This is a genomic window from Niallia sp. RD1, from assembly GCF_024219955.1.
Taxonomy (GTDB): domain Bacteria; phylum Bacillota; class Bacilli; order Bacillales; family Cytobacillaceae; genus Niallia; species Niallia alba.
In genome coordinates, this window is the sequence record NZ_CP100420.1 from 3,153,949 (window position 1) to 3,174,499 (window position 20,551).

Annotated in this window: 22 protein-coding genes; 15 read left to right on the forward strand and 7 right to left on the reverse strand. The window is 35.3% G+C overall.

What is annotated here, in order from left to right:
- Positions 1 to 27: 27 nt before the first annotated feature.
- A complete protein-coding gene (locus NKG37_RS14990) occupies positions 28 to 915 on the forward strand; it encodes a CPBP family intramembrane glutamic endopeptidase (protein ID WP_254414884.1) in 888 nt (295 codons plus the stop codon).
- Positions 916 to 1,067: 152 nt separating this feature from the next.
- On the opposite strand, the gene NKG37_RS14995 is transcribed toward NKG37_RS14990, so the two are convergent.
- Positions 1,068 to 2,183, reverse strand: coding sequence for an IS4 family transposase (locus tag NKG37_RS14995; protein WP_169188410.1), 1,116 nt, complete (start codon positions 2,181 to 2,183; stop codon positions 1,068 to 1,070).
- A gap of 350 nt (positions 2,184 to 2,533) precedes the next feature.
- Between NKG37_RS14995 and queC the strand changes: the two genes are divergently transcribed.
- Genes queC through folE form a run of 4 tightly spaced genes read left to right on the forward strand, consistent with a single transcriptional unit; the run spans position 2,534 to position 4,997 of the window.
- Positions 2,534 to 3,193, forward strand: coding sequence for a 7-cyano-7-deazaguanine synthase QueC (queC, locus tag NKG37_RS15000; protein ID WP_254414885.1), 660 nt, complete (start codon positions 2,534 to 2,536; stop codon positions 3,191 to 3,193).
- 4 nt (positions 3,194 to 3,197) lie between these two features.
- Complete coding sequence (gene queD / locus NKG37_RS15005) at positions 3,198 to 3,680, forward strand: 6-carboxytetrahydropterin synthase QueD (protein WP_254414886.1); 483 nt, start codon at positions 3,198 to 3,200, stop codon at positions 3,678 to 3,680.
- Positions 3,673 to 4,401 (forward strand): 7-carboxy-7-deazaguanine synthase QueE, encoded by a 729-nt coding sequence (gene queE, locus NKG37_RS15010; protein WP_254414887.1) that lies wholly within the window; start codon positions 3,673 to 3,675, stop codon positions 4,399 to 4,401. Before queD ends, queE begins: the two co-directional genes overlap by 8 nt.
- Positions 4,402 to 4,433: 32 nt before the next feature.
- A complete protein-coding gene (folE, locus tag NKG37_RS15015; protein WP_016200800.1) occupies positions 4,434 to 4,997 on the forward strand; it encodes a GTP cyclohydrolase I FolE in 564 nt (187 codons plus the stop codon).
- A 190-nt stretch (positions 4,998 to 5,187) separates the two neighbouring features.
- Here folE and NKG37_RS15020 read toward each other — a convergent pair whose 3' ends face one another.
- Positions 5,188 to 6,417, reverse strand: a complete 1,230-nt coding sequence (locus NKG37_RS15020; protein ID WP_100525939.1) for an IS110 family RNA-guided transposase — start codon at positions 6,415 to 6,417, stop codon at positions 5,188 to 5,190.
- Between the two features lie 503 nt (positions 6,418 to 6,920).
- Between NKG37_RS15020 and NKG37_RS15025 the strand changes: the two genes are divergently transcribed.
- The 6 genes from NKG37_RS15025 (at position 6,921) to NKG37_RS15050 (ending at position 11,285) form a co-directional block, all read left to right on the forward strand.
- The gene (locus NKG37_RS15025; RefSeq protein WP_254414888.1) at positions 6,921 to 7,427 is read left to right on the forward strand and encodes an RNA polymerase sigma factor; all 507 of its coding nucleotides are present in this window, start codon (positions 6,921 to 6,923) and stop codon (positions 7,425 to 7,427) included.
- On the forward strand, positions 7,417 to 8,109 hold the full coding sequence (locus NKG37_RS15030) for a hypothetical protein (RefSeq protein ID WP_254414889.1): 693 nt from the start codon (positions 7,417 to 7,419) through the stop codon (positions 8,107 to 8,109). Before NKG37_RS15025 ends, NKG37_RS15030 begins: the two co-directional genes overlap by 11 nt.
- 291 nt (positions 8,110 to 8,400) lie before the next feature.
- Positions 8,401 to 8,865: a DUF6431 domain-containing protein gene (locus NKG37_RS15035; protein ID WP_254414815.1), complete on the forward strand. Its 465-nt coding sequence runs from the start codon at positions 8,401 to 8,403 to the stop codon at positions 8,863 to 8,865.
- A 41-nt stretch (positions 8,866 to 8,906) separates the two neighbouring features.
- Positions 8,907 to 10,262 carry a DDE-type integrase/transposase/recombinase gene (locus NKG37_RS15040; protein WP_254414816.1) on the forward strand — a complete coding sequence of 452 codons (1,356 nt, stop codon included), beginning with the start codon at positions 8,907 to 8,909 and terminating at the stop codon, positions 10,260 to 10,262.
- On the forward strand, positions 10,255 to 11,055 hold the full coding sequence (locus NKG37_RS15045; protein WP_367976433.1) for an ExeA family protein: 801 nt from the start codon (positions 10,255 to 10,257) through the stop codon (positions 11,053 to 11,055). Before NKG37_RS15040 ends, NKG37_RS15045 begins: the two co-directional genes overlap by 8 nt.
- Positions 11,052 to 11,285, forward strand: coding sequence for a DUF5348 domain-containing protein (locus tag NKG37_RS15050; RefSeq protein ID WP_254414818.1), 234 nt, complete (start codon positions 11,052 to 11,054; stop codon positions 11,283 to 11,285). The genes NKG37_RS15045 and NKG37_RS15050 overlap by 4 nt, the downstream gene beginning before the upstream one ends.
- A gap of 162 nt (positions 11,286 to 11,447) precedes the next feature.
- Here the strand turns inward: NKG37_RS15050 and NKG37_RS15055 are convergent, their stop codons facing one another.
- A complete protein-coding gene (locus NKG37_RS15055) occupies positions 11,448 to 12,839 on the reverse strand; it encodes an L-cystine transporter (RefSeq protein ID WP_016200803.1) in 1,392 nt (463 codons plus the stop codon).
- 193 nt (positions 12,840 to 13,032) lie between these two features.
- On the opposite strand from NKG37_RS15055, the gene NKG37_RS15060 reads away from it, so the two are divergent.
- Together NKG37_RS15060 and NKG37_RS15065 are read left to right on the forward strand one after the other, a co-directional pair.
- A complete protein-coding gene (locus NKG37_RS15060; protein WP_169188273.1) occupies positions 13,033 to 13,512 on the forward strand; it encodes a methylated-DNA--[protein]-cysteine S-methyltransferase in 480 nt (159 codons plus the stop codon).
- A gap of 627 nt (positions 13,513 to 14,139) precedes the next feature.
- Positions 14,140 to 14,385, forward strand: a complete 246-nt coding sequence (locus tag NKG37_RS15065) for a YuzB family protein (RefSeq protein ID WP_016200805.1) — start codon at positions 14,140 to 14,142, stop codon at positions 14,383 to 14,385.
- A 431-nt stretch (positions 14,386 to 14,816) separates the two neighbouring features.
- On the opposite strand, the gene NKG37_RS15070 is transcribed toward NKG37_RS15065, so the two are convergent.
- Positions 14,817 to 15,473, reverse strand: a complete 657-nt coding sequence (locus NKG37_RS15070; RefSeq protein WP_169188274.1) for a helix-turn-helix transcriptional regulator — start codon at positions 15,471 to 15,473, stop codon at positions 14,817 to 14,819.
- A 324-nt stretch (positions 15,474 to 15,797) separates the two neighbouring features.
- On the opposite strand from NKG37_RS15070, the gene NKG37_RS15075 reads away from it, so the two are divergent.
- Entirely contained in the window at positions 15,798 to 16,412 is a 615-nt protein-coding gene (locus NKG37_RS15075) for a superoxide dismutase (protein WP_254414890.1), read from the forward strand.
- Between the two features lie 54 nt (positions 16,413 to 16,466).
- Entirely contained in the window at positions 16,467 to 16,991 is a 525-nt protein-coding gene (locus NKG37_RS15080) for an NADPH-dependent FMN reductase (RefSeq protein ID WP_016200809.1), read from the forward strand.
- Positions 16,992 to 17,015: 24 nt separating this feature from the next.
- Here NKG37_RS15080 and NKG37_RS15085 read toward each other — a convergent pair whose 3' ends face one another.
- From NKG37_RS15085 to NKG37_RS15095, 3 genes are read right to left on the reverse strand one after another with little or no spacing between them, the layout of a single operon-like run.
- On the reverse strand, positions 17,016 to 18,293 hold the full coding sequence (locus NKG37_RS15085) for a helix-turn-helix domain-containing protein (RefSeq protein ID WP_254414891.1): 1,278 nt from the start codon (positions 18,291 to 18,293) through the stop codon (positions 17,016 to 17,018).
- A 35-nt stretch (positions 18,294 to 18,328) separates the two neighbouring features.
- A complete protein-coding gene (locus NKG37_RS15090) occupies positions 18,329 to 18,637 on the reverse strand; it encodes a response regulator (RefSeq protein WP_254414892.1) in 309 nt (102 codons plus the stop codon).
- Positions 18,638 to 18,640: 3 nt separating this feature from the next.
- Positions 18,641 to 20,347 (reverse strand): sensor histidine kinase, encoded by a 1,707-nt coding sequence (locus tag NKG37_RS15095; RefSeq protein ID WP_101730148.1) that lies wholly within the window; start codon positions 20,345 to 20,347, stop codon positions 18,641 to 18,643.
- Positions 20,348 to 20,551 lie beyond the last annotated feature (204 nt).

Below are 20,551 nucleotides of genomic sequence, written 5' to 3' on the forward strand. Positions count from 1 at the left end.
TATTGTGAAGAAAAGAGGAGGAAAATGATGTATAAAAATAAAATGGGGAAAGTGAGGTCGGGCTGGATTATTTTGTTAGCTATAACAGCTACAATGATAGCGCAAATGATTCTTTCAGCCCCAGGTATGATTATCGCCGTAATTATTGAATCACAAATTCATCCTAATATTTCGGATGAAATGATTGATCAGGTTTTAGATAGTTCTCCGCTATCTCTCTTGTCTCAAGGTTTAGGATTAATCGGTGGTATCGCAATCTTGTTTCTTTTATGGAAGTTTGTTAATAAGAAGAGAATTTCAGAAATGGGATTTAAAAGGTTTTCTCCAGATTTTATTACTGGTTTAGGACTTGGTGCAGTGTCTATCGTCTTTATTTTTTTAATTCTATTATTCACCCAAAATATAGAGATGGCTAATTCTTTTGCTTCACCAGATTTTTCTGCCTACACGCTATCTTATCTTCTGTTTTTTATTTTAGTAGGGTTTTCAGAGGAACTAACATTTAGAGGCTACATTATGACAACACTTGCAGATAACGGTAACTCTAAGACGGTCGTGTATATCGTTTCCTCGCTTATTTTTGGTGTGGCACATTTATTAAATCCGAATGTGGCGGTTCTTGGAATTATTAATATTTTTCTTGTTGGGCTCCTGTTTGCTTATATGTATGATAAGACGAAAAGCCTATGGATGCCAATTGGTTACCATGTAACGTGGAATTATTTTCAAGGAAATGTGTTTGGTTTTCCAGTTAGTGGTACTACTCCGCACGGTCTTTATGGAATCGATGTGTCCATGGGAAATAATTGGCTAACGGGCGGTTCTTTTGGCCTGGAAGGCGGTTTACTAGCTACTTTAATGATTGTTCTAGGTTTTGTTGTTACTAATCTATATACAAAGAAAAGAGTGATGTAATTCCACTAGTGTTGCGTAAATAGTGTCATAATTTTCAGTTTAATTGTTTACTCTACTTAGAGCCAAAAAAGTAATTACCTTTCTAAAGGCGGCTCCTGTCCATTTGGAAATTTATTTACAATTAGACCTGTGCAACGACAACAATTTGTTGATTAAGGGATGGCTTTTCCTTCAATTTTGCGAAGCCAGACATGTGCTGGTTTCCACAATGCTGCCCTTAAATAACGGCTAATTTGCAAGGTTTTCCGCTTACTTTTTGTTTCGAGTTGTACCAGAACATGAAGACAAAAAACAATAAGTGCGATAAACACTTGATTTTGAATCGCCCATTCACTTTGACCGTAGAATTTCTTGATATTGAGATGTTGTTTAATCCATTTAAAAAACAGCTCAATTGCCCATCGTGATTTATACATTTCCGATATTTCTTCGGCGCTTAAGTCAAAACGATTTGTGATTAAATGAAGTTCATTACCTTTTGAATCTATTATTTTTAGAAGTCGAAAATAGTTTTCAGCTCGGTTTTGAGTTGTACCAATCAACACCATTTGATCCGACAAAACAGATGAATCCTTGGGTAGTTTAAAATCATAAACCTCCCGTACGACTGCGTTTTTTCGTAGCCTAGAAAGAAAAAAGTAGCCTTCATCGGTCATGCGATCAAAACGCTCGTAGTCTAGATAACCTCGGTCAAACACATACATGCATTCTTTATCGTCAACCATAATCTCAAGTTGACCACGATCGTGTTCGCTTGCCGTTGTCATCACGGCTTTTTCGGGATAGGATTCTCCCTTTTCCATAAATACAAGGCGTAAGTGTAACTTTACGCCTGCCTTAGTTTTGCGGAACTTCGCCCATTTATGATTGGTCAAATTTAGTGGCAAAGTACTTGAATCAATAATTTTTAACGGCATGACAAGTTTTGTGTAGTGTGTTTTGGCGTGAATTTGTCCGACTAAATCAAGGAAAAGTCTTTGAAACAAATCTGGATTTAGACCATTTAAACGGCGCGAGAGCTGAGAAATGCTTATAGAATCAAGGTCGATTTCCTTTTGAAGATGATCATCAAAAAGGCAATCACTTAACGCATGAAGACTTTCAACTTCTTCTAATTGTGCAAAAAGTAATAGTTTTAGGAATGATTCTGTCGTTAACTTTTTCGTATAGCAATCTAATTTCAATGTTTTCACCTGTTCTTCAAATAATTGAAGATTAATTGGCGAAAACCATTGTCCAAATGAAGTTTTTCGTGTAATCTTGTCCATGAGATTTGTCCTTTTTTAGTGGATTTGGACGGGTTACCACCTGACTTATCCATTATAAAGGACTTTTTCTATGCATAAAATAATAAAAGTGAACATTTCGAGTATTTTTAATAGTGAAATTAAATTAATGCAACACTAGTGATGTAATTCATATAAGTTTTGTTTAGCGAAAAAATAATATTCTCATAGAATAATTGTCTAATATGCGATATAATAAGTCGAGCTAAAACAATAGCATAGTAAAATCCGTTTCTACGGTGGAGGTTCTAGCTACCCTCTTTAAAAAACTAAGAAAAACAGGACTGCTTTCTTAGTAGTGCTGTTTTTTCTATATGAAGGAGATTTTAGAAATGAAAAACGAAAAAGCGGTTGTTGTATTTAGTGGTGGTCAAGATAGCACTACTTGTTTATTTTGGGCGATGAAAAACTTCAAAGAAGTAGTGGCTGTCACGTTTGACTATAACCAAAGGCATATTACAGAGATTGAATGTGCGAAGAAGATTAATGAAGAACTTGGCATTAAACATCATATTCTTGATATGTCGCTACTAAATCAGCTTGCGCCAAATGCTTTAACAAGGGAAGATATTGCGGTAGAAGAAGGGAAGGATGGCGCATTGCCTTCCACATTTGTTCCAGGACGTAATTTATTGTTTATGTCATTTGCAGGTGTATTAGCAAGTCAAATACAAGCAAAACATATCGTAACTGGCGTTTGTGAGACAGATTTTAGTGGATATCCGGACTGTCGTGACATCTTTATTAAGTCATTGAATGTAACGTTAAATCTTTCAATGGACAATCAATTTGTTATTCATACTCCACTAATGTGGTTAAATAAAGCAGAGACATGGGGACTCGCAGATCAACTGAATGCGTTCGATTTTGTTCGTGAAAAGACATTGACATGCTATAACGGAATTGTTGCAGATGGCTGTGGGGAATGTCCGGCTTGTAAGTTGCGCAAAAAGGGCTTAGATGATTATTTAGCTGGTCGAAAGGGGGTATAATAGGATGCATGACTTTCGAGTAGTAGATAAACTGCAAAAATTTGGGGAAGATATTTCTTCAAAGCAATTAAAATATCATCATAAGCGTGTGATGGTTAGTAAAGAGTTTACCTTTGATGCAGCACATCATTTGCATGCCTACGAAGGGAAATGCATGAATCTGCATGGACATACGTACAAGGTTGTTTTTGGAATTAGTGGCTATTTAGATGACCGCGGATTAATGATAGATTTTGGCGATATTAAAAAGATTTGGAAAAGCGACATTGAAATTTACTTGGATCATCGCTATTTAAATGAGACACTTCCACCAATGAATACTACAGCAGAGAATATTGTTTATTGGATTTTCAAAAAAATGGAAGAAGCCTTGAACAAAGATGAGATGAAACAAGTAGATAATGGGGCAAGAGTGGAATTTGTTCGCCTCTATGAAACTCCTACTAGTTTTGCAGAAATGAAAAGGGAGTGGATGGAGTATGAGTAAAGTACCTGTAATGGAGATATTCGGACCAACGATTCAAGGAGAGGGAATGGTCATTGGCCAAAAAACGATGTTTGTCAGAACAGCAGGCTGCGATTATTCTTGTGCTTGGTGTGATTCTGCCTTTACATGGGATGGCAGCGGCAAGGGACTAATCAAGCAAATGCAGGCAGAAGAGATTTGGCAGGAGCTAGTGCAATTAGGCGGCGATGGTTTTTCTCATGTCACCCTTTCTGGAGGAAACCCAGCCCTATTGAAAAATCTTTCGTATTTGGTTGATTTTTTAAAGGAAAAGGAAATAAAAATAGGACTTGAAACCCAGGGAAGTAAATGGCAGGATTGGTTTGTAGATATCGATGAATTGACTATTTCACCAAAACCACCAAGTTCTAAAATGAATACTGATTTTGACATATTAGATTCGATTATGCAAAGATTAAGAGATGCAAATCGAAGTAATCATATTAGTCTAAAAGTCGTTGTATTTTCAGATGAAGATTATGACTATGCCAAGAAAGTGCATCTGCGTTATTCAGATATTCCTTTTTTTCTGCAAGTCGGTAATGAAGATAACAAAACGACTGATAACATTCAATTAGTAGAGCAATTATTGACTAAGTATAAGTGGTTGATTGGTAAAACAATGCTTGATCATAAGTTCAAAAATGTAAAGGTACTCCCACAGCTACATACGTATATTTGGGGAAATAAGCGTGGCGTGTAGATAATCTGGAAGGCATTTAGGAGGATTTTGGAATGAGTAAAATTAATACTCCTCAAATAGAGGAGGCAATTCGTTTATTATTAGAAGCGGTTGGAGAAGATCCAAATAGAGAAGGATTATTGGATACTCCAAAACGTGTAGCAAAAATGTATGAAGAAGTTTTTTCAGGTCTTACAATCGATCCAAAAGAATATTTTGAAACCATTTTCCATGAAGACCATGAAGAACTTGTATTAGTAAAAGATATTCCTTTTTACTCTATGTGTGAGCATCATTTAGTTCCTTTCTATGGAAAAGCACATGTAGCCTATATTCCTAAAGGAGGAAGGGTTGCAGGATTAAGTAAGCTTGCAAGAGCAATAGAGGCAGTTTCGAAACGCCCACAGCTGCAAGAACGAATTACATCCACTGTAGCAGATACAATGATGGAAACTTTAGAGCCTTATGGAGTGATGATCGTGGTAGAAGCAGAACATATGTGTATGACAATGCGTGGAGTGAAAAAGCCAGGTGCTAAAACAGTTACTTCTGCTGTTCGTGGTGTTTTCCAAACAGACAGTGACAAGCGAGCAGAAGTATTTGCGATGATAAAATAAGATGAACTATTGATAAAGGTTAAAAATCCTGTGAGAGCAGGATTTTTTTTATTAAATTAACTTACCATTTTTTATAATGGCTGTTTTGTATGAAAACTCTTTAGGTAAAAGGCAACACTAAGCTGAACCTTCTAAATTTGAACTTTTTTAAAAGGCTAGGAATGATTAAATATAGTGCTTTTGTTATTCATTAAGCAATTTGTTCATTAGTGGGTTCAATACGATACCCTTTCCTTTTTAAGTATTGAATCATTTTTTGTTCTTTACTTTGTTCGAGATCAACATAATCAGGGCCTAGTTCCTGATATGGTTGCCTTGTTTTTAAAATATTGTAAGCAATTGTTAGGATTAAATGAGCGGAAGCGATCCGTGCTTTCGATTTTCCTTGTCGTTTCATAATTCTTTTTCTATGTGCAGATATGCGATTATACTGTCTATCTGTAGCCATGGAACATTCAACAGCGGTGGTTCTTAATGATTTGTTTCCGTACTGAGTTTTACCTGTTTTTTTTTTACCGGCACTCTCATAATTTCCTGGACTCACTCCAGCCCATGAGGCTAGATGTTTAGAACTTTTAAATACTGACATGTCTACACCCATTTCAGCTATAAAGATTGCGGATGCATTTTTATCCACACCCGGTATGGTATCTAGTAGTTCGCACTCCTCTTGATAAGGAATAAGCGCTTGGTCTATGCGTTCAACTACTTTTTCGATTGTTTCATCGATGTGATTGATATGGTCCCAATGGAAACGTAACATATCAATATGATGTTTACGTATTCCACCGTTAAGGGCTTCTGCAATATCTGTTGTGCTCGCCTTAACTCTTGAATCAACCATTTGTTGAAGTTCAAACACACCTATTTTTTCGCCGTTTATTAGGGCTTCAATAATGCGACAACCAGTGACACCAAAAATGTCAGATAAAACAGAAGTTAGTTTAATATTTGCATCCTGTAGAATTTTGTGGATTCGATTGCGCTCAGAAGTTCGTGTATGGATGAGTTTTTTACGATACCGGGTTAAATCTCGCAAATCACGAATTTCTTTGGGCGGTACAAAATTTTTTTCAATTAGTCCAGAACGCAAAAGTTTAGCTAACCACTCCGCATCTTTTACGTCTGTTTTCCTTCCGGGAACATTTTTAACATGTTGGGCATTGGCAAGGATTAATTGGAAGTCACATTCTATAACATTCCAAACGGGCTTCCAATATACACCGGTACTTTCCATTACAGCATCCGTTATTTTGTGTGAGGATAGCCAGTCGCTAAGTGCCAAAAGGCCACTTGTGGTTGTTGGAAAGGTTTGAATCTCTTTATTTGGTTTTTTATCTAATGAACCAAATAAAACACAAGCAACTACTGTTTCTTGGTGTACATCTAGGCCTGCACACCGTTCAATCATAGCTTCCATATAATCACCTCAAAGATTTTAATACAATACAAGCGACAGAAGTCATCATACAAAATTTTTGTATTCGTGTTTATAAACACATTAGACGGTTCTTTTAAACTGTCACAACCAGTTTTTCTAACGGGGTATCAACTTGTATTGATCCACCAAACAGTCTTCGGACTGGTCGTATTGTACTATTAATTATGGTCAGGTGTTAAGTGGTTTAGACTTTCTATCATGGGATAGGAGCAAGTTTTCATGATAGACGGTGGCGGCGGGTAACGCCGCCATGAGAGTTTTTCTAAAGGATTGTTGTTTTTTCAATAGGAAAAAAGAATTAATAGGAAAATTGGAGCAGCCGGAATACACGAAGACGCCACGGGGATTAGCGAGACAGTCTGAGACCCCGGAAAGCGAAGTGTATTCCGGCTGCGGGTAATCGCAACAAACTTTACGAAAACAGCCTTTATAATAAAAGTGGAACTTTTTCGTGGATAGACTGGTCTTTAAGGTAAAGGGGGGTGTTCGATATTACTGGTTTTAATGAGAAGGAGATATATGAACTCTTTTTTGAGAAGGTATATAAAACAACTTTTTATATTCTGAAAAATGAGGAACTTGCGAAAGATGCCACTCATGATACCTTTATAAAGGTATTAAAAAATTTAGGGAAAATAAATAACCACTCCAAGTTAAGTGCTTGGATAACTACGATTGCAACAAGAACTGCCATTGATATCTATAATAAAAACAAAAGACAATCAGCACAATTGTTTGAAGAAGAAAACTATGTGTTAAACACTTATGAATTTAATGATGAGAAAGATGAAATAGAATATTATTTAGCCAATTTACCACCGGAACAAAAACAAGTATTGATATTAAAATATATGGATGACTTATCAGAGAGAGAAATTGCTAAATTGCTTTCTATTAAATTAGGAACAGTTAAATCAAGAATATATCGTGCAAAACAAAAAATGTATCGACAGTATCAATCAGGAGGTGAAAGTAAAGTTGAAGAATAATCAAGAAGATGAAAGATTAAAGGAGCAGTTAGAGAAGGAGTATAACTCTATTAAAATACCTAGTGGACTAAAAGAAGAATTGTGGACACAGATTTCTACAACACGAAAAAAAAGGAGGATTTATTCAAAAATTTTTCCTTTTATGGCTGTAGCTACGTTTATCATTATATTAATTCCGCTTGGGTTAAGTTTAAATTCTTCTGATTCGGCACGAAATCCAAGTGATAGTATAGCAGCGAAAGAAGAAGCGGGTATAAGAACAATAGAAGCTGTTATAAAAAATAACTTTACGGGACCTGACGAGAAATGGTTAAGATTAATGAATAATATGAGTTCGGTAGAAGAGGGAGAAATAAAGGGATTAAGCGAATATGAAGAGGGCTTATATAAAGAGTATTTTGCAAGTGATAGAGCGTATGTTGAATACGTTTCAAGATATGGGTCCGTAGTATGGAATGAACCTGCGAGATATCATTACACTTTAAGAGTATTGGAAATTAATTGTGAAAAGACCAGTTCTGATGAGATTATATATAATTTTTCTGCAAAAATAGAGTACCGTAAACAGGACAGCAGTACAGCAGAAGTTGGAACAATTACTGGGCAAGCAAATTTAAATGAAGAACACAAAATAGAAGTAATGTTAATTAATTATTTTGATCTTATTAATGAATTTGAGTGAATACTGTTTTTGCTAATTCAAAATGACCGAAAGTTGACGGTGTTGCCTGTCCAGAATTAGACGGTTATAATGTCCATATGTACATGATTCGAAACATTTCGACATTTATGATTATGATTCTGGAGAAAGGAAAAGACGCCTCCCATTATGTATACCTGCGCCAACAGATATACGGGAGACGTCCCCTAAAAAACCATATGATTATTGTATCAGATTATAAACTAATTGAAAACAAAGGAGTTTTTAGTTAGAGGTGCGGGGAGGATTCCTTCTCCCTGTTGCGGGAAAAGCATGAGCGTAATTGGTACTAGAGATAGAAAATCAAGAGAAAGTTCTGGAGAGACAAAAGTATACAACATTCGGCGATTAGGTTGTGATCAATGCGGCCGGATTCATCATGAATTACCAGATTTCTTAGTTCCATATAAGAGGTATAAGGCAGAGTGTATTGAGTCGGTTCTTTCGAACCCTTCTTCACATGATGTTCCAGCTGATGAGTCTACCCTATTTCGTTGGTTAAATTGGTTTAATTATTTTGTAGATTACTGGGCTAATTGTCTTATGTCTATTGTGCTTCGAACTAAACAAGGCGAGGTCCCTTTGAATTTGACGTCCGCAAATTCAGAGCCTGCACTTCAAAGAATAGGACGGCTGGTGGGGAATGCCCCCAGATGGCTGGAGAGAATTGTCCGGCCAATTGTGAATTTTAATTTGTGGCTACATACCCGTTCTGCATTCTTGTCCGAAGAAAGCTGATTTACACTCATGATAATCACATTTGTAAAAGGAGTGTTATCATGAGAAATCAAAAAAAGGCAGAAGAGATTGCAGTACAAAGGTTCCAACTCATTGCCCCTTTGTTGGCGGAAGGGCTAGATGCTGGAAAAGCAAAGGAATTGAAAAACCATATATGTAAGACCAGCGGTCTTTCTGAAAGGACAATCAGACGTTACCTTGAGCAGTATCGTAATGAAAGTTTTGAAGGGCTAAAGCCAAAAGGAATCTCAGAACAAATGAAAAAAGAGGGCATTCCCTCGCATTTATTGGATCAAGCGATTCTTCTTCGAAAAGAAGCCCCTACTAGAAGTGTTGCCCAAATTATTCAAATACTAGAGTGGGAGGGCTTGGCTAAACCAGGGCAGCTAAAACGTTCAACCCTTCAAGAAAAGTTAACTGAAAGAGGATATAGTTCTAGGCAAATGAGGCTCTACTCTCAAACAGGAGTAGCGGCTAGACGATTTCAAAAGCGTCATCGTAACCAGCTGTGGCAATCGGATATTAAATATGGACCTTATTTGCCCATTGGACCAAACGGCACGAAGAAGCAGGTCTATTTAGTAGCTATAATAGACGACGCAACCCGATTTATTCTGCATGGTGCCTTCTATCCTACCCTAGATTCCAGGATTATAGAAGATGCTTTTCGAAACGCTATACAAAAATACGGCGTCCCTGATGCTGTTTATTTTGATAACGGTAAACAGTACAGAACTAGGTGGATGTCTCGTACTTGTTCCAAATTAGGCACAAGGCTAATCTATGCAAAACCGTATGCGGCTGAGTCAAAAGGAAAGGTTGAACGCTTTAATAGAGTGGTAGACTCTTTCTTAGGTGAAGCAGCGCTTGAAAAGCCCAATTCATTAGATCGCTTGAATGAGCTCTTTCAAGTATGGTTATCAGAGTGTTATCAAAATAAACCACATTCCGGTCTTGGGGAGAACATTAGCCCTGAAACTGCTTTTCGAAGCGATAAAAAAGCCCTTCGATTTATTGATCCTGACAAACTAGCGAATGCATTCTTGCATTGTGAGACGCGGAAAGTAGATAAGTCGGGATGCATTAGTTTTATGGATCAGAAATATGAGGTTGGCCTATCCTTTATTGGTCGTCAAGTAGATGTTGTTTATGACCCTGCGTACTTGGATGAGCTAACAATTGAATACGAGGGGCATTCCCCGTGGAAAGCCAAAAAGCTTGTGATTGGTGAAAGAGCTGGGAAACGTCCAACATTGCCTTCACATCTCCAATCACATAAAACTGATTCTTCCAGACTTCTTAAAGCAGCCGAACAGAAGCATCAAGAACGAAAAATTGAGCAAGCTCCAGCCGTTTCTTTCCGTGCTATTTGGAAGGAGGATGGCGAAGATGTTTGAGGACTTTTATGGAATGAAACATACCCCTTTTACTCGGGATGTTCCTCCAACTCAACTTTATGAATCGTTTACGATGCAAGAAGTTTTGGGCCGGTTAAAGTATGCGGCAGAAAGACAGTTATTTGCCGTATTAACCGGAGATTGTGGCACTGGGAAAACCACAACAATTCGGAAATTTGTCGATGGCCTTGATGGCGGCAAATTTCAAGTACTATATTTATCCGATTCAAAACTAACTCCCCGGCATTTTTATAAAGGATTATTAGAGCAGTTGGGGTCGGAAGCGAAATTTTATCGAGGGGATGCAAAACGGCAGCTACATCGGGAAATTGAGTTAATGAGAGGCATTCATGGGATCCAACCCGTAGTTGTAATAGATGAATCCCACCTGTTAGACCGTGAGATGCTTGAGGAGGTTAGATTTTTACTGAATTTTAAAATGGATGCGCAAAGTCCGATGGCTCTTATCCTTGTGGGACAAAGTGAATTATGGGACCGTCTGCGTCTTCAATCATACGCAGCCATTCGCCAAAGAATTGATATTCAATTTAGATTAAGTCACTATGATCAGGCTCAGGTTAATGAATATGTCTCACGACATCTAGATTATGCTGGGGTAGACCAACAAATCTTTTCAGACGGTGCTTTGGAGGAAATTCATCGGTTTTCTGGTGGAACGCCAAGACTTATAAATAAATTATGCACACACAGTCTCCTGTATGGAGCCCAAAATGGACGTCGTATCATTGATGATCATATGGTTAAGCATGTCATTCAGGGGGAACTGTCATGAGCAGACTGTGGTTGAATATGATCTATGAGAAGGATTTAGATTGCTGGTCAGTGGTAATGGATGATGATAACTACATGATACATTGTGGTGAGTTTTTTGAACTTTGTATTGAAGGAGACATTGGAATTCCTTGTCGGTTGGAATTAGATAGGCAGTGGTATATTGTAATGGGATCTGAAGGTGTAAAGCTTGATTTAAAGGAAAATGAGATATATAAAATTGGAATTTGATATTGAAAATGGAGGCTTAGTGATTCGCAGCCTCCATTTTTTGGTCATTTTCTCCATCAAAATCGGGACAAAGTATACCGTCAATTTCTGGACAATATAGTTTAGCATTAACATGAATACACTAAAAAAGCAAAGCACCTTAGGAGGAGCTTTGCTTTTCTATTACGCAATATTCTCAGCAGTATCCACTTCATTTGAATGATACTGTTTCGTATCTAATTCACCAAGTGTTTTACTTGTTACGACACCAGAAACCATAGATCCACTTACGTTTAGAGCAGTACGACCCATATCAATTAATGGTTCAACGGAGATTAATACCCCAGCTAAAGCAACTGGTAAGTTTAAAGTAGACAGAACAATTAATGTTGCAAAAGTTGCTCCACCACCAACTCCAGCTACCCCGAAAGAACTAATCATGACAACAATAATCAATGTTGCAATAAAAGAAGGGGATAGAGGGTTAATGCCTTGGGTTGGTGCAATCATGACTGCAAGCATTGCAGGATAGATTCCAGCGCAGCCGTTTTGCCCTATGGATACCCCAAAGGATGCAGAAAAGTTAGCAATCGATTCAGGTACACCTAATTTATTCTTCTGTGCCTCAATGTTTAATGGCATTGTTCCTGCACTTGTACGTGATGTGAATGCAAATGTCAGAACTGGCCAAACTTTTTTAAGATATTGTTTTGGACTAAGTCCCATAACAGCAAGGATTATTAAATGAACAATAAACATGGCAATTAATGCTACATAGGAAGCAATAACAAATTTACCTAGCTTCACAATCGCATCAAAGTTGCTTCCCGCAACAGTCTTCGCCATTAGTGCAAGTATTCCATATGGAGTTAGTCGTAGCACTAATGTAACTATTCGCATAACAACTGTATGTAAAGCTTCAACAATCTTTTGGAAAAATGCAGCTTGCTCAGGATTTTTTCTTCTAATTCCTAAGAATGCAACCCCAACAAATGCTGCGAAAATAACTACTGCGATAGTAGAAGTTGGTCTTGCCCCTGTTAAATCTTGAAATGGGTTCGCAGGTAAAAAGCTCAGGATTTTTTGTGGTACAGTTGTGCTTTGTACTTCTCCTAAAGTTTCTTCTAATTGTTGTCCGCGAAGAATTTCGGCATCGCCAGCATTTACATCAATAGCCTTTAAGTCAAAGCCAGCTGTTGCTGCAATCCCAATTCCAGCAGAAATAGCTGTAGTGATTAATAATGTTCCGATTACAAGACCACTGATTTTACCAAGGTTTGCTGATTTTTCAAGCTTTGTGAATGCAGCGACAATGGAGATAAAAACTAGTGGCATAACGATCATTTGCAATAGTTTTACGTATCCGCTTCCGACTAATCCAAACCAATCATTTGTAACAGTGATTACTTCAGAACTTGGTTCATAAAATAACTGTAAGATTGCCCCGAATAAAACACCAAGTCCTAACCCTGTAAAGACGCGTTTAGAAAAGGAAATATGTTTCTTTTGCATGTAGAAAAGAACACTAAGCAAAATAAGTAAGATAAGAATGTTTAATATAGCGAAAAAGTTCAATGCTAAGTCCTCCTTTAAAATTGTAATTCCTATAGGTTAAATAGGAATTAAGTAAATTATTTAAAAGACTAACACTATTTTACTAATTTGTAAACAATAATTTGAAAAATAAACAAAGGGAAATTTAATGAAGCAACAATATTTGTTTTTCTGTTAAAATAAAGAGCAAATAAGCGTTTTATGGGGGAATAGGATGTTTACAATCGATTACCAATCTCCAATTGGAGTAATAGAGATAAGCGGGACGGATAAAGCTGTTTATTCTATTTTGTTTTCGGAAAAAGAGTTACCAGAAAATAAGATAGATGATCAGACACCTATTGTTTTAGTTACATGTTTCAACGAGTTAGATGCCTATTTTAGTGGGAAATATTTTGATTTTTCTTTTCCAATTGAAATGGAAGGAACTCCTTTTCAAAAGCAAGTATGGAATGCATTAACTAGTATACCTTATGCTGCAACCGGATCCTATAAGGATATTGCTAACAACATCGGTAACGAAAAGGCAGTGAGAGCAGTTGGAAGTGCAAATGGAAAAAACAAGCTATGCATAATTATTCCATGTCACCGAATAATCGGTGCCAATGGAACGTTAACTGGGTATGCTGGTGGCTTGTGGAGAAAAGAGTGGCTGCTTAGACATGAGCAAAAATGGAAAATGGCAATAAGGTAATTTTGGAAAAGCAGAAAATCCTTTTTATAAAAGATTTTCTGCTTTTCATTAGAACTTAAAAAAGCTCCTTTATAGTATCAGCTCCACCTACGCTGTATACAATGATAACCACTAATGTTATCCAACCTAATTTACATTATATTTGAAAACGATTTCAAAATCAAACATTGTGAATCGGTGAACTAATTGTCCGAATATTATTATTTTTTAGGGTGATATTTCCAATAATATTTAAAAAGGATATTTTCTATTTCTTTTTTGGAAGATAATAGAAGAATTATCCATTGAACAAATAATATTAATGCAAAAACTCCTTCTGTAGATGATCATGAACCTGTTATTACATTACATTTCAGCTACAAAGGAGTATTTTTATTTTTCATGGAAGAAAAGTTTACTAGGTCAGTTGAGTGCTTCTTTACTTGCTTTTTTAGGTGGAAAATGATTAAATGTATATACTTGTTTTTTATACTTTATGGTATAAAAAACTCAATAAATAATTATTTTCGTATATTGTAAAAGGAATCGTCTATGAAAATGATTCAGTATTTTACCTATAAATAAGAACCATACTTAATTCGATATAGATAGTTTAAGAAATAATCAATCGAGGGGAGGAACACAAAAGTGGGCATTGTAGTGGTAGAAATTTGCGATGGAAGTTTGATTACAGCAATAAATTTAGAAGAAATAATAGAATCTAAATATCCAGAAGTTGCCGTGATTGAAAGTAGCTGTCTTTCATTTTGTGGAATGTGTGCGAAACGGCCTTACGCAATTGTTAACGGAAAAAGAATATTTGCGAAAACTACAGAAGAATGTCTTCAACTAATTATGAAACAAATTGAAGCTGAATTAGCTGTTTTTGCATAATAGTAATAGAAAAAAGAGGAAGGGACATAACTAAATAGATACTCTGTAAAGACGAACAATTTCTAATATAGTTAGTAAATAGCGGCTGCTTTCGCATACTTTTTACAAGAGGAAATATAATTAGTTGGAAAAACAGAGCAGCCGGAATACACGAAGACTCCTATGGGATTAGCGAGACAGTCTGAGACCCTGCAGGCCACAGGCCGAAGCGGCTCAGCGCGAGCCCCATGGAAAGCGAAGTGTATTCCGGCTGCGGGGAATCGCACCAAACTTCATGGAAACATCCTTTGAAAAACAAATAAAAGCCCGAACAATTATACGGAACATTCATTAGCATCTTCGTATAATTGTTCGGAATTATCCTTGGCTGGAATACTTATGTCCCAGCCTCTTTTTTCTATTATTACTACTTAGCTTGCAATAAATAGCTGTTATACCTCTACTAAGGAAGAAGCAGGTTGTGGAACAAACTTCACTAAAAACTTACAGTGATTATCTCCTTCCGTTCTGCAGCATGTTCTAGCAACATCATTTGTGCCGAGAACTTTTTTCAGCATTTCTGTCTCACATCGACAGGCAATCTTAAACTCCTTAGCAACTTCTAAGATGGGGCAATTATATTCTGTTATTTCAAAAGTATAGTCGTCCACTTGTGATAAATCAGCCATATAGCCTTTTTCATTTTGAATAGTAACCATTTCCTGCATTTTTTCAGAAGGTTTTTTGTCTTCCATGCGAGAAATATGCTCTTTTGTTAGACGTTCTTCCCGTTTATTAAATAACTGTTGCACTGAATCTTCTCCATATAGTTCTTTTACATCATGTAATAAATCGATGCTAATTCCTTCATAGCTTTTTGGAAAAAAATATTCTGCTCTTTCCGCCAATGTAAAGCTTTGAATAGGGCGTCCCATTGGTTGTTTTATTAGTTCGGATTGAATCAAATCATCTTTTTCTAATATCGTTAAGTGCTTTCGCACGGCCATATGTGTTATTTGCAGACGATCAGTAAAATCGTTTACGGTTAAGGAACCTTCTTTTTTGAGAAGATGAAGAATTTTATCTTTTGTCGTTTTTGTATTAACCATTATAAACCTCCATTCTATTTCAGTGGAGAGAAAAATTATAAATAAAGGCTACTTTATTTTCCAATTAATTCTTTTTGTCTATAGAAAAAACAATAACCTTTTAGAAAACAGCCTAAATAAAAGTGTAGAGAAATTAATTATACCAGAAAGTATAAAATGTTGAAAGTAGTTACTTTGTACAAGATTGCTTGCATAGAATTAAATTAGTTTTGTGATAAAATATCCAAAATTTGAAATAAAGTAATTGATTTTTTTTTATTAATGGGTTAATGTTTAATTATACTTTTTAAACCAATAAGTATAAAAAATTGGAGGAATTACAAAATGACTACATATTCATTACCAGCTTTACCATATGAATTTAATGCTTTAGAACCTCATATTGACCAGAAAACAATGGAAATTCACTATGGAAAACATCATCAAACATACGTAAACAATTTAAATGCTGCTCTTGAAGGGCAAGATGCATTACAAGGAAAAACTCTAGAAGAACTATTAAGCGATCTTAATGAAGTACCAGAACAAATTAGAACAGCTGTAAGAAATAATGGAGGTGGTCATTTAAACCATTCCTTATTTTGGGAGGTTATTGCACCATCTACAGGTACGAATGCTCCTTCTGGTGAATTAGCAGAAGCGATCAATAAAGCATTTGGTAGCTATGATGAATTTAAACAACAATTTACTGTAGCTGCTACTACTAGATTTGGATCTGGATGGGCGTGGCTAGTTGTTGACCAAGAAGGCAATTTAAAAGTAACAAGCACACCAAATCAAGATAATCCAATTATGGATGGAGAACGTGCTATCTTAGGATTAGATGTATGGGAGCATGCCTACTATTTAAATTACCAAAACAGAAGACCTGAATACATTTCCAATTTCTTCTCTATCATTAATTGGAGTATAGTTGCTGATAAATTTGCAAATAATTAATAAGTTTGTTGAAGATAAAGTGTTTCATGCTTATCTTTAAGCTTGGAGGATAATATGAAGCTTGTAGGGATTTCCGGCTCGTTAATTGGTTCGAAAACTGCCAAGGCAGTAAATGAAGTTTTAGTTGCTGCAAAATCGCTTGATCCAGCGATTCAAGTGGAATTGATCGATTTAAGAGAGTATGAGATGGAATTTGTTAATGGTGCACCATTAAGCTATTATAATGATGATACAATTAAAATAGTAAACACTATTTTAGGCGCGGATGCTCTAGTTATTGGAACGCCTGTCTATCAAGCTTCCATTACAGGTGTTTTAAAAAATCTCTTTGATCATCTTCCAGTTGATGCGTTCAAATCAAAAGTAACGGGGATGGTTATCACAGGTGGGACAGATAAACATTTTCTTGTGATGGAATATCAATTAAAGCCAATACTGACGTATTTTAAAGGATTAGTTACCGTACAAAATGTATTTGTGCACAATGACTATTTTGATGATGAGAACGAAATTACAGATTTAGATGCTAAAAAGCGAATGGCTAAATTAGCTGAGGAAATTATTTATTTAAAACGCTAGACTTAAATAAAGCCTCTCCCTTACTTAAAGGGTGGAGGCTTTTTCTTTGCGCCGATATTCATAGGGCGTGTAGTTTGTTTCTTTTTTAAAAAGTTTAGTAAAGTAGGAGTAATTCCCGTAACCAACTTTATCGGAGATAATATGTACTGGTAATGTAGTTTGAATGAGTAAATCCTTAGCGATATCTACTCTTTTTTTGATGATATAGTTTACAAGCGAGAGTCCTTTTTCTTTCTTGAAAATTCTCGCAATATAATCTGGGCTTAAATACACAATTTTTGCAATGCTATCTCTTGTAATATTTTCTTGATAATGTTCATCAATATAATCACAAATTGTATTCACAACAGATTTTTGAGAATAAATGAAATCTAAATAATGAAGCGAGACATCTATTAAGTAGGTAATATAAATCATCATATCATCGATTGAACGTAATGATTGCGTTTGTAATAAGTTATTTGTATTTCCATCAAACAACTTATGAGCAAGCACCTCCTTCTTTTTTAAGTAGGTAAACAATAATTGAGTGATGTCTAAACGGAAATTGCATAAAACACTGAGGTTAAGATTATTTTTCTCTTTTAAGTGAACTAAATATTGTCTGCATTTGTTTAGAAAACTTTGTTTATTACCGTTTTGAAGATACTTTTCTAGAATGGCTAAATTAGGTTCTCCATATTTATATGTTTTCTTTTCATAAGATAGAAAGTAATGAACCGTGTTTCTAAAATCAATCGTATCCTCGCTTTTTTGCTGCAGTTGTTTTACTGCTGTATGAATTTTAACTAAAGTGGTTGAATACCCAATACTAAATTGGGTATCTATTAACAAATCATGCTTAAGTGTCTGGATTAAGTTCTCGCATAATGGAACTAATGGTGGATACTCTAAATGCACCCCGTTATTTCTTAAAAGAAGGACATACTTTTCTTTATTAATATCTAATCCGACTACGCTTTCTAAAGTAAAGGTAGTATCTTTAAAGGTGGAATTTAAATGGGCGATCAATTTGGAGACCAGTTTTTCGTCTATTTCTAAAATAGCAGGGCTATTTTCTTTAAACGAAATATTATATGGAAATATATTTAATAGAATGGGCAAAAAGCTGTCATCTATGGAATAATTCAGATGATTTTTTAATAATTGTTCTTCAAGTTCTGCTTTAAGCCATTCTTGATTTCTTATATAGGAACTCCAAAAATGATCCACTAGTTTTTGTTTATTTTGCTGCCAATACTGACCTACTTGGATAGCTTTTTCACTTTGCTGAGTAATTTTCACCCTTTTAATCGCTTTCAAAATACTAAACTCTAATTTATCGATTTCAATCGGTTTTAAATAGTATTCAAAGCTTTGGAGCTCAATGGCTTTTTGAGCATAATAAAATCAGCAAAGTTTGTTAAAAAAATCGTTTGGATCGTATACCCTTCTTGACGGGCCCATGCTAATAATTCAAGACCGCTACCGTATGGCATTTCTATATCTGAAATTAGCAAGTGAATATTTTGTTTAATAAAAACATTTTTTGCTTGGCGAATATTATGAGCAGTATAAACGTGTTCAATCCCTAAATTTCCCCAATCAACTTTTTCTTTCAATAATTTAACAACAAATCGATCATCATCTACTATTAAGACATTCATTGATTATTCCTCCATTAATTGTGTTGGGATAACTAATTCAACAATAGCTCCATCATTCATTCCGTTTGAAAAGGAGATGGAAAAACTGTTTCCATAAAGCATTTGAAGCCTTTGGATGGCATTATTTATTCCGATTTGTTTGCCATTAGCTGCTGATATGGGTAGTTGGTTTTGGAGCTTATCCAAAATATCAGGTGGATAACCAGGACCATTATCTTTTATCGTAATGTTCAATTTTTGCTCGTCTTTTGCAGGGGTAATGCTTAGTGAAATAATTAGTGTCTCCTCATAATTTATATCAGAAAATCCATGTTTGATGCTATTTTCAATAAAAGTTTGCAGAATCAACGGTGGTATTTGCATTTCCTCTATGTTTAGTCGAATGGATGTTTTATATTGAAAGGTTGGTCCATGCAATAATTGTTGAATGGCAAGATAATCGCGAATATGATCGAGTTCTTTTTTTAACGAAACAAAGTGGTGATTTGTTTGAAAAAGGTACCGAAAATAACGGGATGTAGCAATCGACATCTTCTTGATTTCAGTAAACATCTGCATTTCCGCCATACTATGAATACTTGATAAACAATTGATATAAAAATGAGGCTTAATTTGTAATCGTAAAAAGTCCATCTCTATTCTTTTCTTTTCAAGCTCCTGCTCATAAATATTAATTTTTAATTTTTTTATTTCTTGAATTAAGTTTTTGAATTGTGTATTAGCTTGCTCGAGTTCGATAATGCTATTACTTTCGAAGTTTATCATATTCTTATTATTGTTTATCTCAGACAGATTTTTAGAAAACTTTTGAATAGGAAAGATCAAGCGATTTTTAATATAGAGCAGAATGAAAAATAAGATGATGCTAATAACAATGGTTGCCAAAATTAAGATTACTTGAGTGATGACCACATGTTTAAATGCCCCAAAATGGTCTACGTTTATTTGTAAACTAAACGGCAGTAATATATTTTTTTCTTGAAATAGTAACTTGCTTGTAAAAAAGTGATAGGAAGCCGTTTCCTCTTCTCCCATTTGTTGATTGGTTGTTAAAATTGTTTTTCCCTCTTGTTTTATAACGATCGAACCATTACTCCCTAAATTAAAGCTATTTAACGGTTTTAAAAGATCTTCAGCAGAAACTAAACAAACAAAAATCCGATTCTCATAGCTTACTAGATGATAAAAATAAAAGGTTTCGTTTATTTTTATCGCTTTCCATGTGCTAAATATTTCATATGTATGTAAGGAGTCGTTTTGAGAAAAAAAGTAATTCTTTACTTGAAGATAATCTTGATAAGGTAGTTTTATAGGCGATGCATTGGAAAAAAAAGATTCCTCTTTTAGACCAAGAAAGAACTGATATTCTTTTCCTATCGAGTATTGAAAGTCATTTACTCTCGTTCGAAAATTAGTTAAATTTTGCGGAAATTTATCCATTCCCATATTCTCTTCCATTTCTTCAATCAATGGTTCGTGCACTACTGTCCAAATCATAAAGTGGTCTACAGCATTTAAATTAGAGCGAACATTTTCTATATAAAGGTTTACGGTATTGGTAATGGTATCAATGCTTTGTTTCCTTGTAATAGAGAGAGTTAACATACTAATCAACATATTGATTAGTAAGATAATTACTATAATGATTAAAAGTACTTTTAGATAATAATTTATGGAACGCGATGGGTTCTTATCAATGGAACGTATCATTTACTCATCTCCAATGCTTATTTTCATTATATAAAGTTAACAGACTATTTCTAGCAGTATTCCGTCTAGAAAAAGGGGAAGTAGCAGAAATACAACGGAATACTGCTATTACTGCGTCTGAATAGAAAAGCAATGGATAAAAATCTGTCCTTTTTAGTATTATTTTAGGTCGGCATAGCTCTATTTTCATTGAATGCGCTTTCA

Bases quoted from the DNA above. Each gene is read 5' to 3' on its own strand.
- NKG37_RS14990 (WP_254414884.1), top strand. From the start codon at position 28: ATGTATAAAAATAAAATGGGGAAAGTGAGGTCGGGCTGGATTATTTTG.
- NKG37_RS14995 (WP_169188410.1), bottom strand. From the start codon at position 2,183: ATGGACAAGATTACACGAAAAACTTCATTTGGACAATGGTTTTCGCCA.
- queC (WP_254414885.1), top strand. From the start codon at position 2,534: ATGAAAAACGAAAAAGCGGTTGTTGTATTTAGTGGTGGTCAAGATAGC.
- queD (WP_254414886.1), top strand. From the start codon at position 3,198: ATGCATGACTTTCGAGTAGTAGATAAACTGCAAAAATTTGGGGAAGAT.
- queE (WP_254414887.1), top strand. From the start codon at position 3,673: ATGAGTAAAGTACCTGTAATGGAGATATTCGGACCAACGATTCAAGGA.
- folE (WP_016200800.1), top strand. From the start codon at position 4,434: ATGAGTAAAATTAATACTCCTCAAATAGAGGAGGCAATTCGTTTATTA.
- NKG37_RS15020 (WP_100525939.1), bottom strand. From the start codon at position 6,417: ATGGAAGCTATGATTGAACGGTGTGCAGGCCTAGATGTACACCAAGAA.
- NKG37_RS15035 (WP_254414815.1), top strand. From the start codon at position 8,401: ATGAGCGTAATTGGTACTAGAGATAGAAAATCAAGAGAAAGTTCTGGA.
- NKG37_RS15040 (WP_254414816.1), top strand. From the start codon at position 8,907: ATGAGAAATCAAAAAAAGGCAGAAGAGATTGCAGTACAAAGGTTCCAA.
- NKG37_RS15045 (WP_367976433.1), top strand. From the start codon at position 10,255: ATGTTTGAGGACTTTTATGGAATGAAACATACCCCTTTTACTCGGGAT.
- NKG37_RS15050 (WP_254414818.1), top strand. From the start codon at position 11,052: ATGAGCAGACTGTGGTTGAATATGATCTATGAGAAGGATTTAGATTGC.
- NKG37_RS15060 (WP_169188273.1), top strand. From the start codon at position 13,033: ATGTTTACAATCGATTACCAATCTCCAATTGGAGTAATAGAGATAAGC.
- NKG37_RS15070 (WP_169188274.1), bottom strand. From the start codon at position 15,473: ATGGTTAATACAAAAACGACAAAAGATAAAATTCTTCATCTTCTCAAA.
- NKG37_RS15075 (WP_254414890.1), top strand. From the start codon at position 15,798: ATGACTACATATTCATTACCAGCTTTACCATATGAATTTAATGCTTTA.
- NKG37_RS15080 (WP_016200809.1), top strand. From the start codon at position 16,467: ATGAAGCTTGTAGGGATTTCCGGCTCGTTAATTGGTTCGAAAACTGCC.
- NKG37_RS15090 (WP_254414892.1), bottom strand. From the start codon at position 18,637: ATGAATGTCTTAATAGTAGATGATGATCGATTTGTTGTTAAATTATTG.
- NKG37_RS15095 (WP_101730148.1), bottom strand. From the start codon at position 20,347: ATGATACGTTCCATTGATAAGAACCCATCGCGTTCCATAAATTATTAT.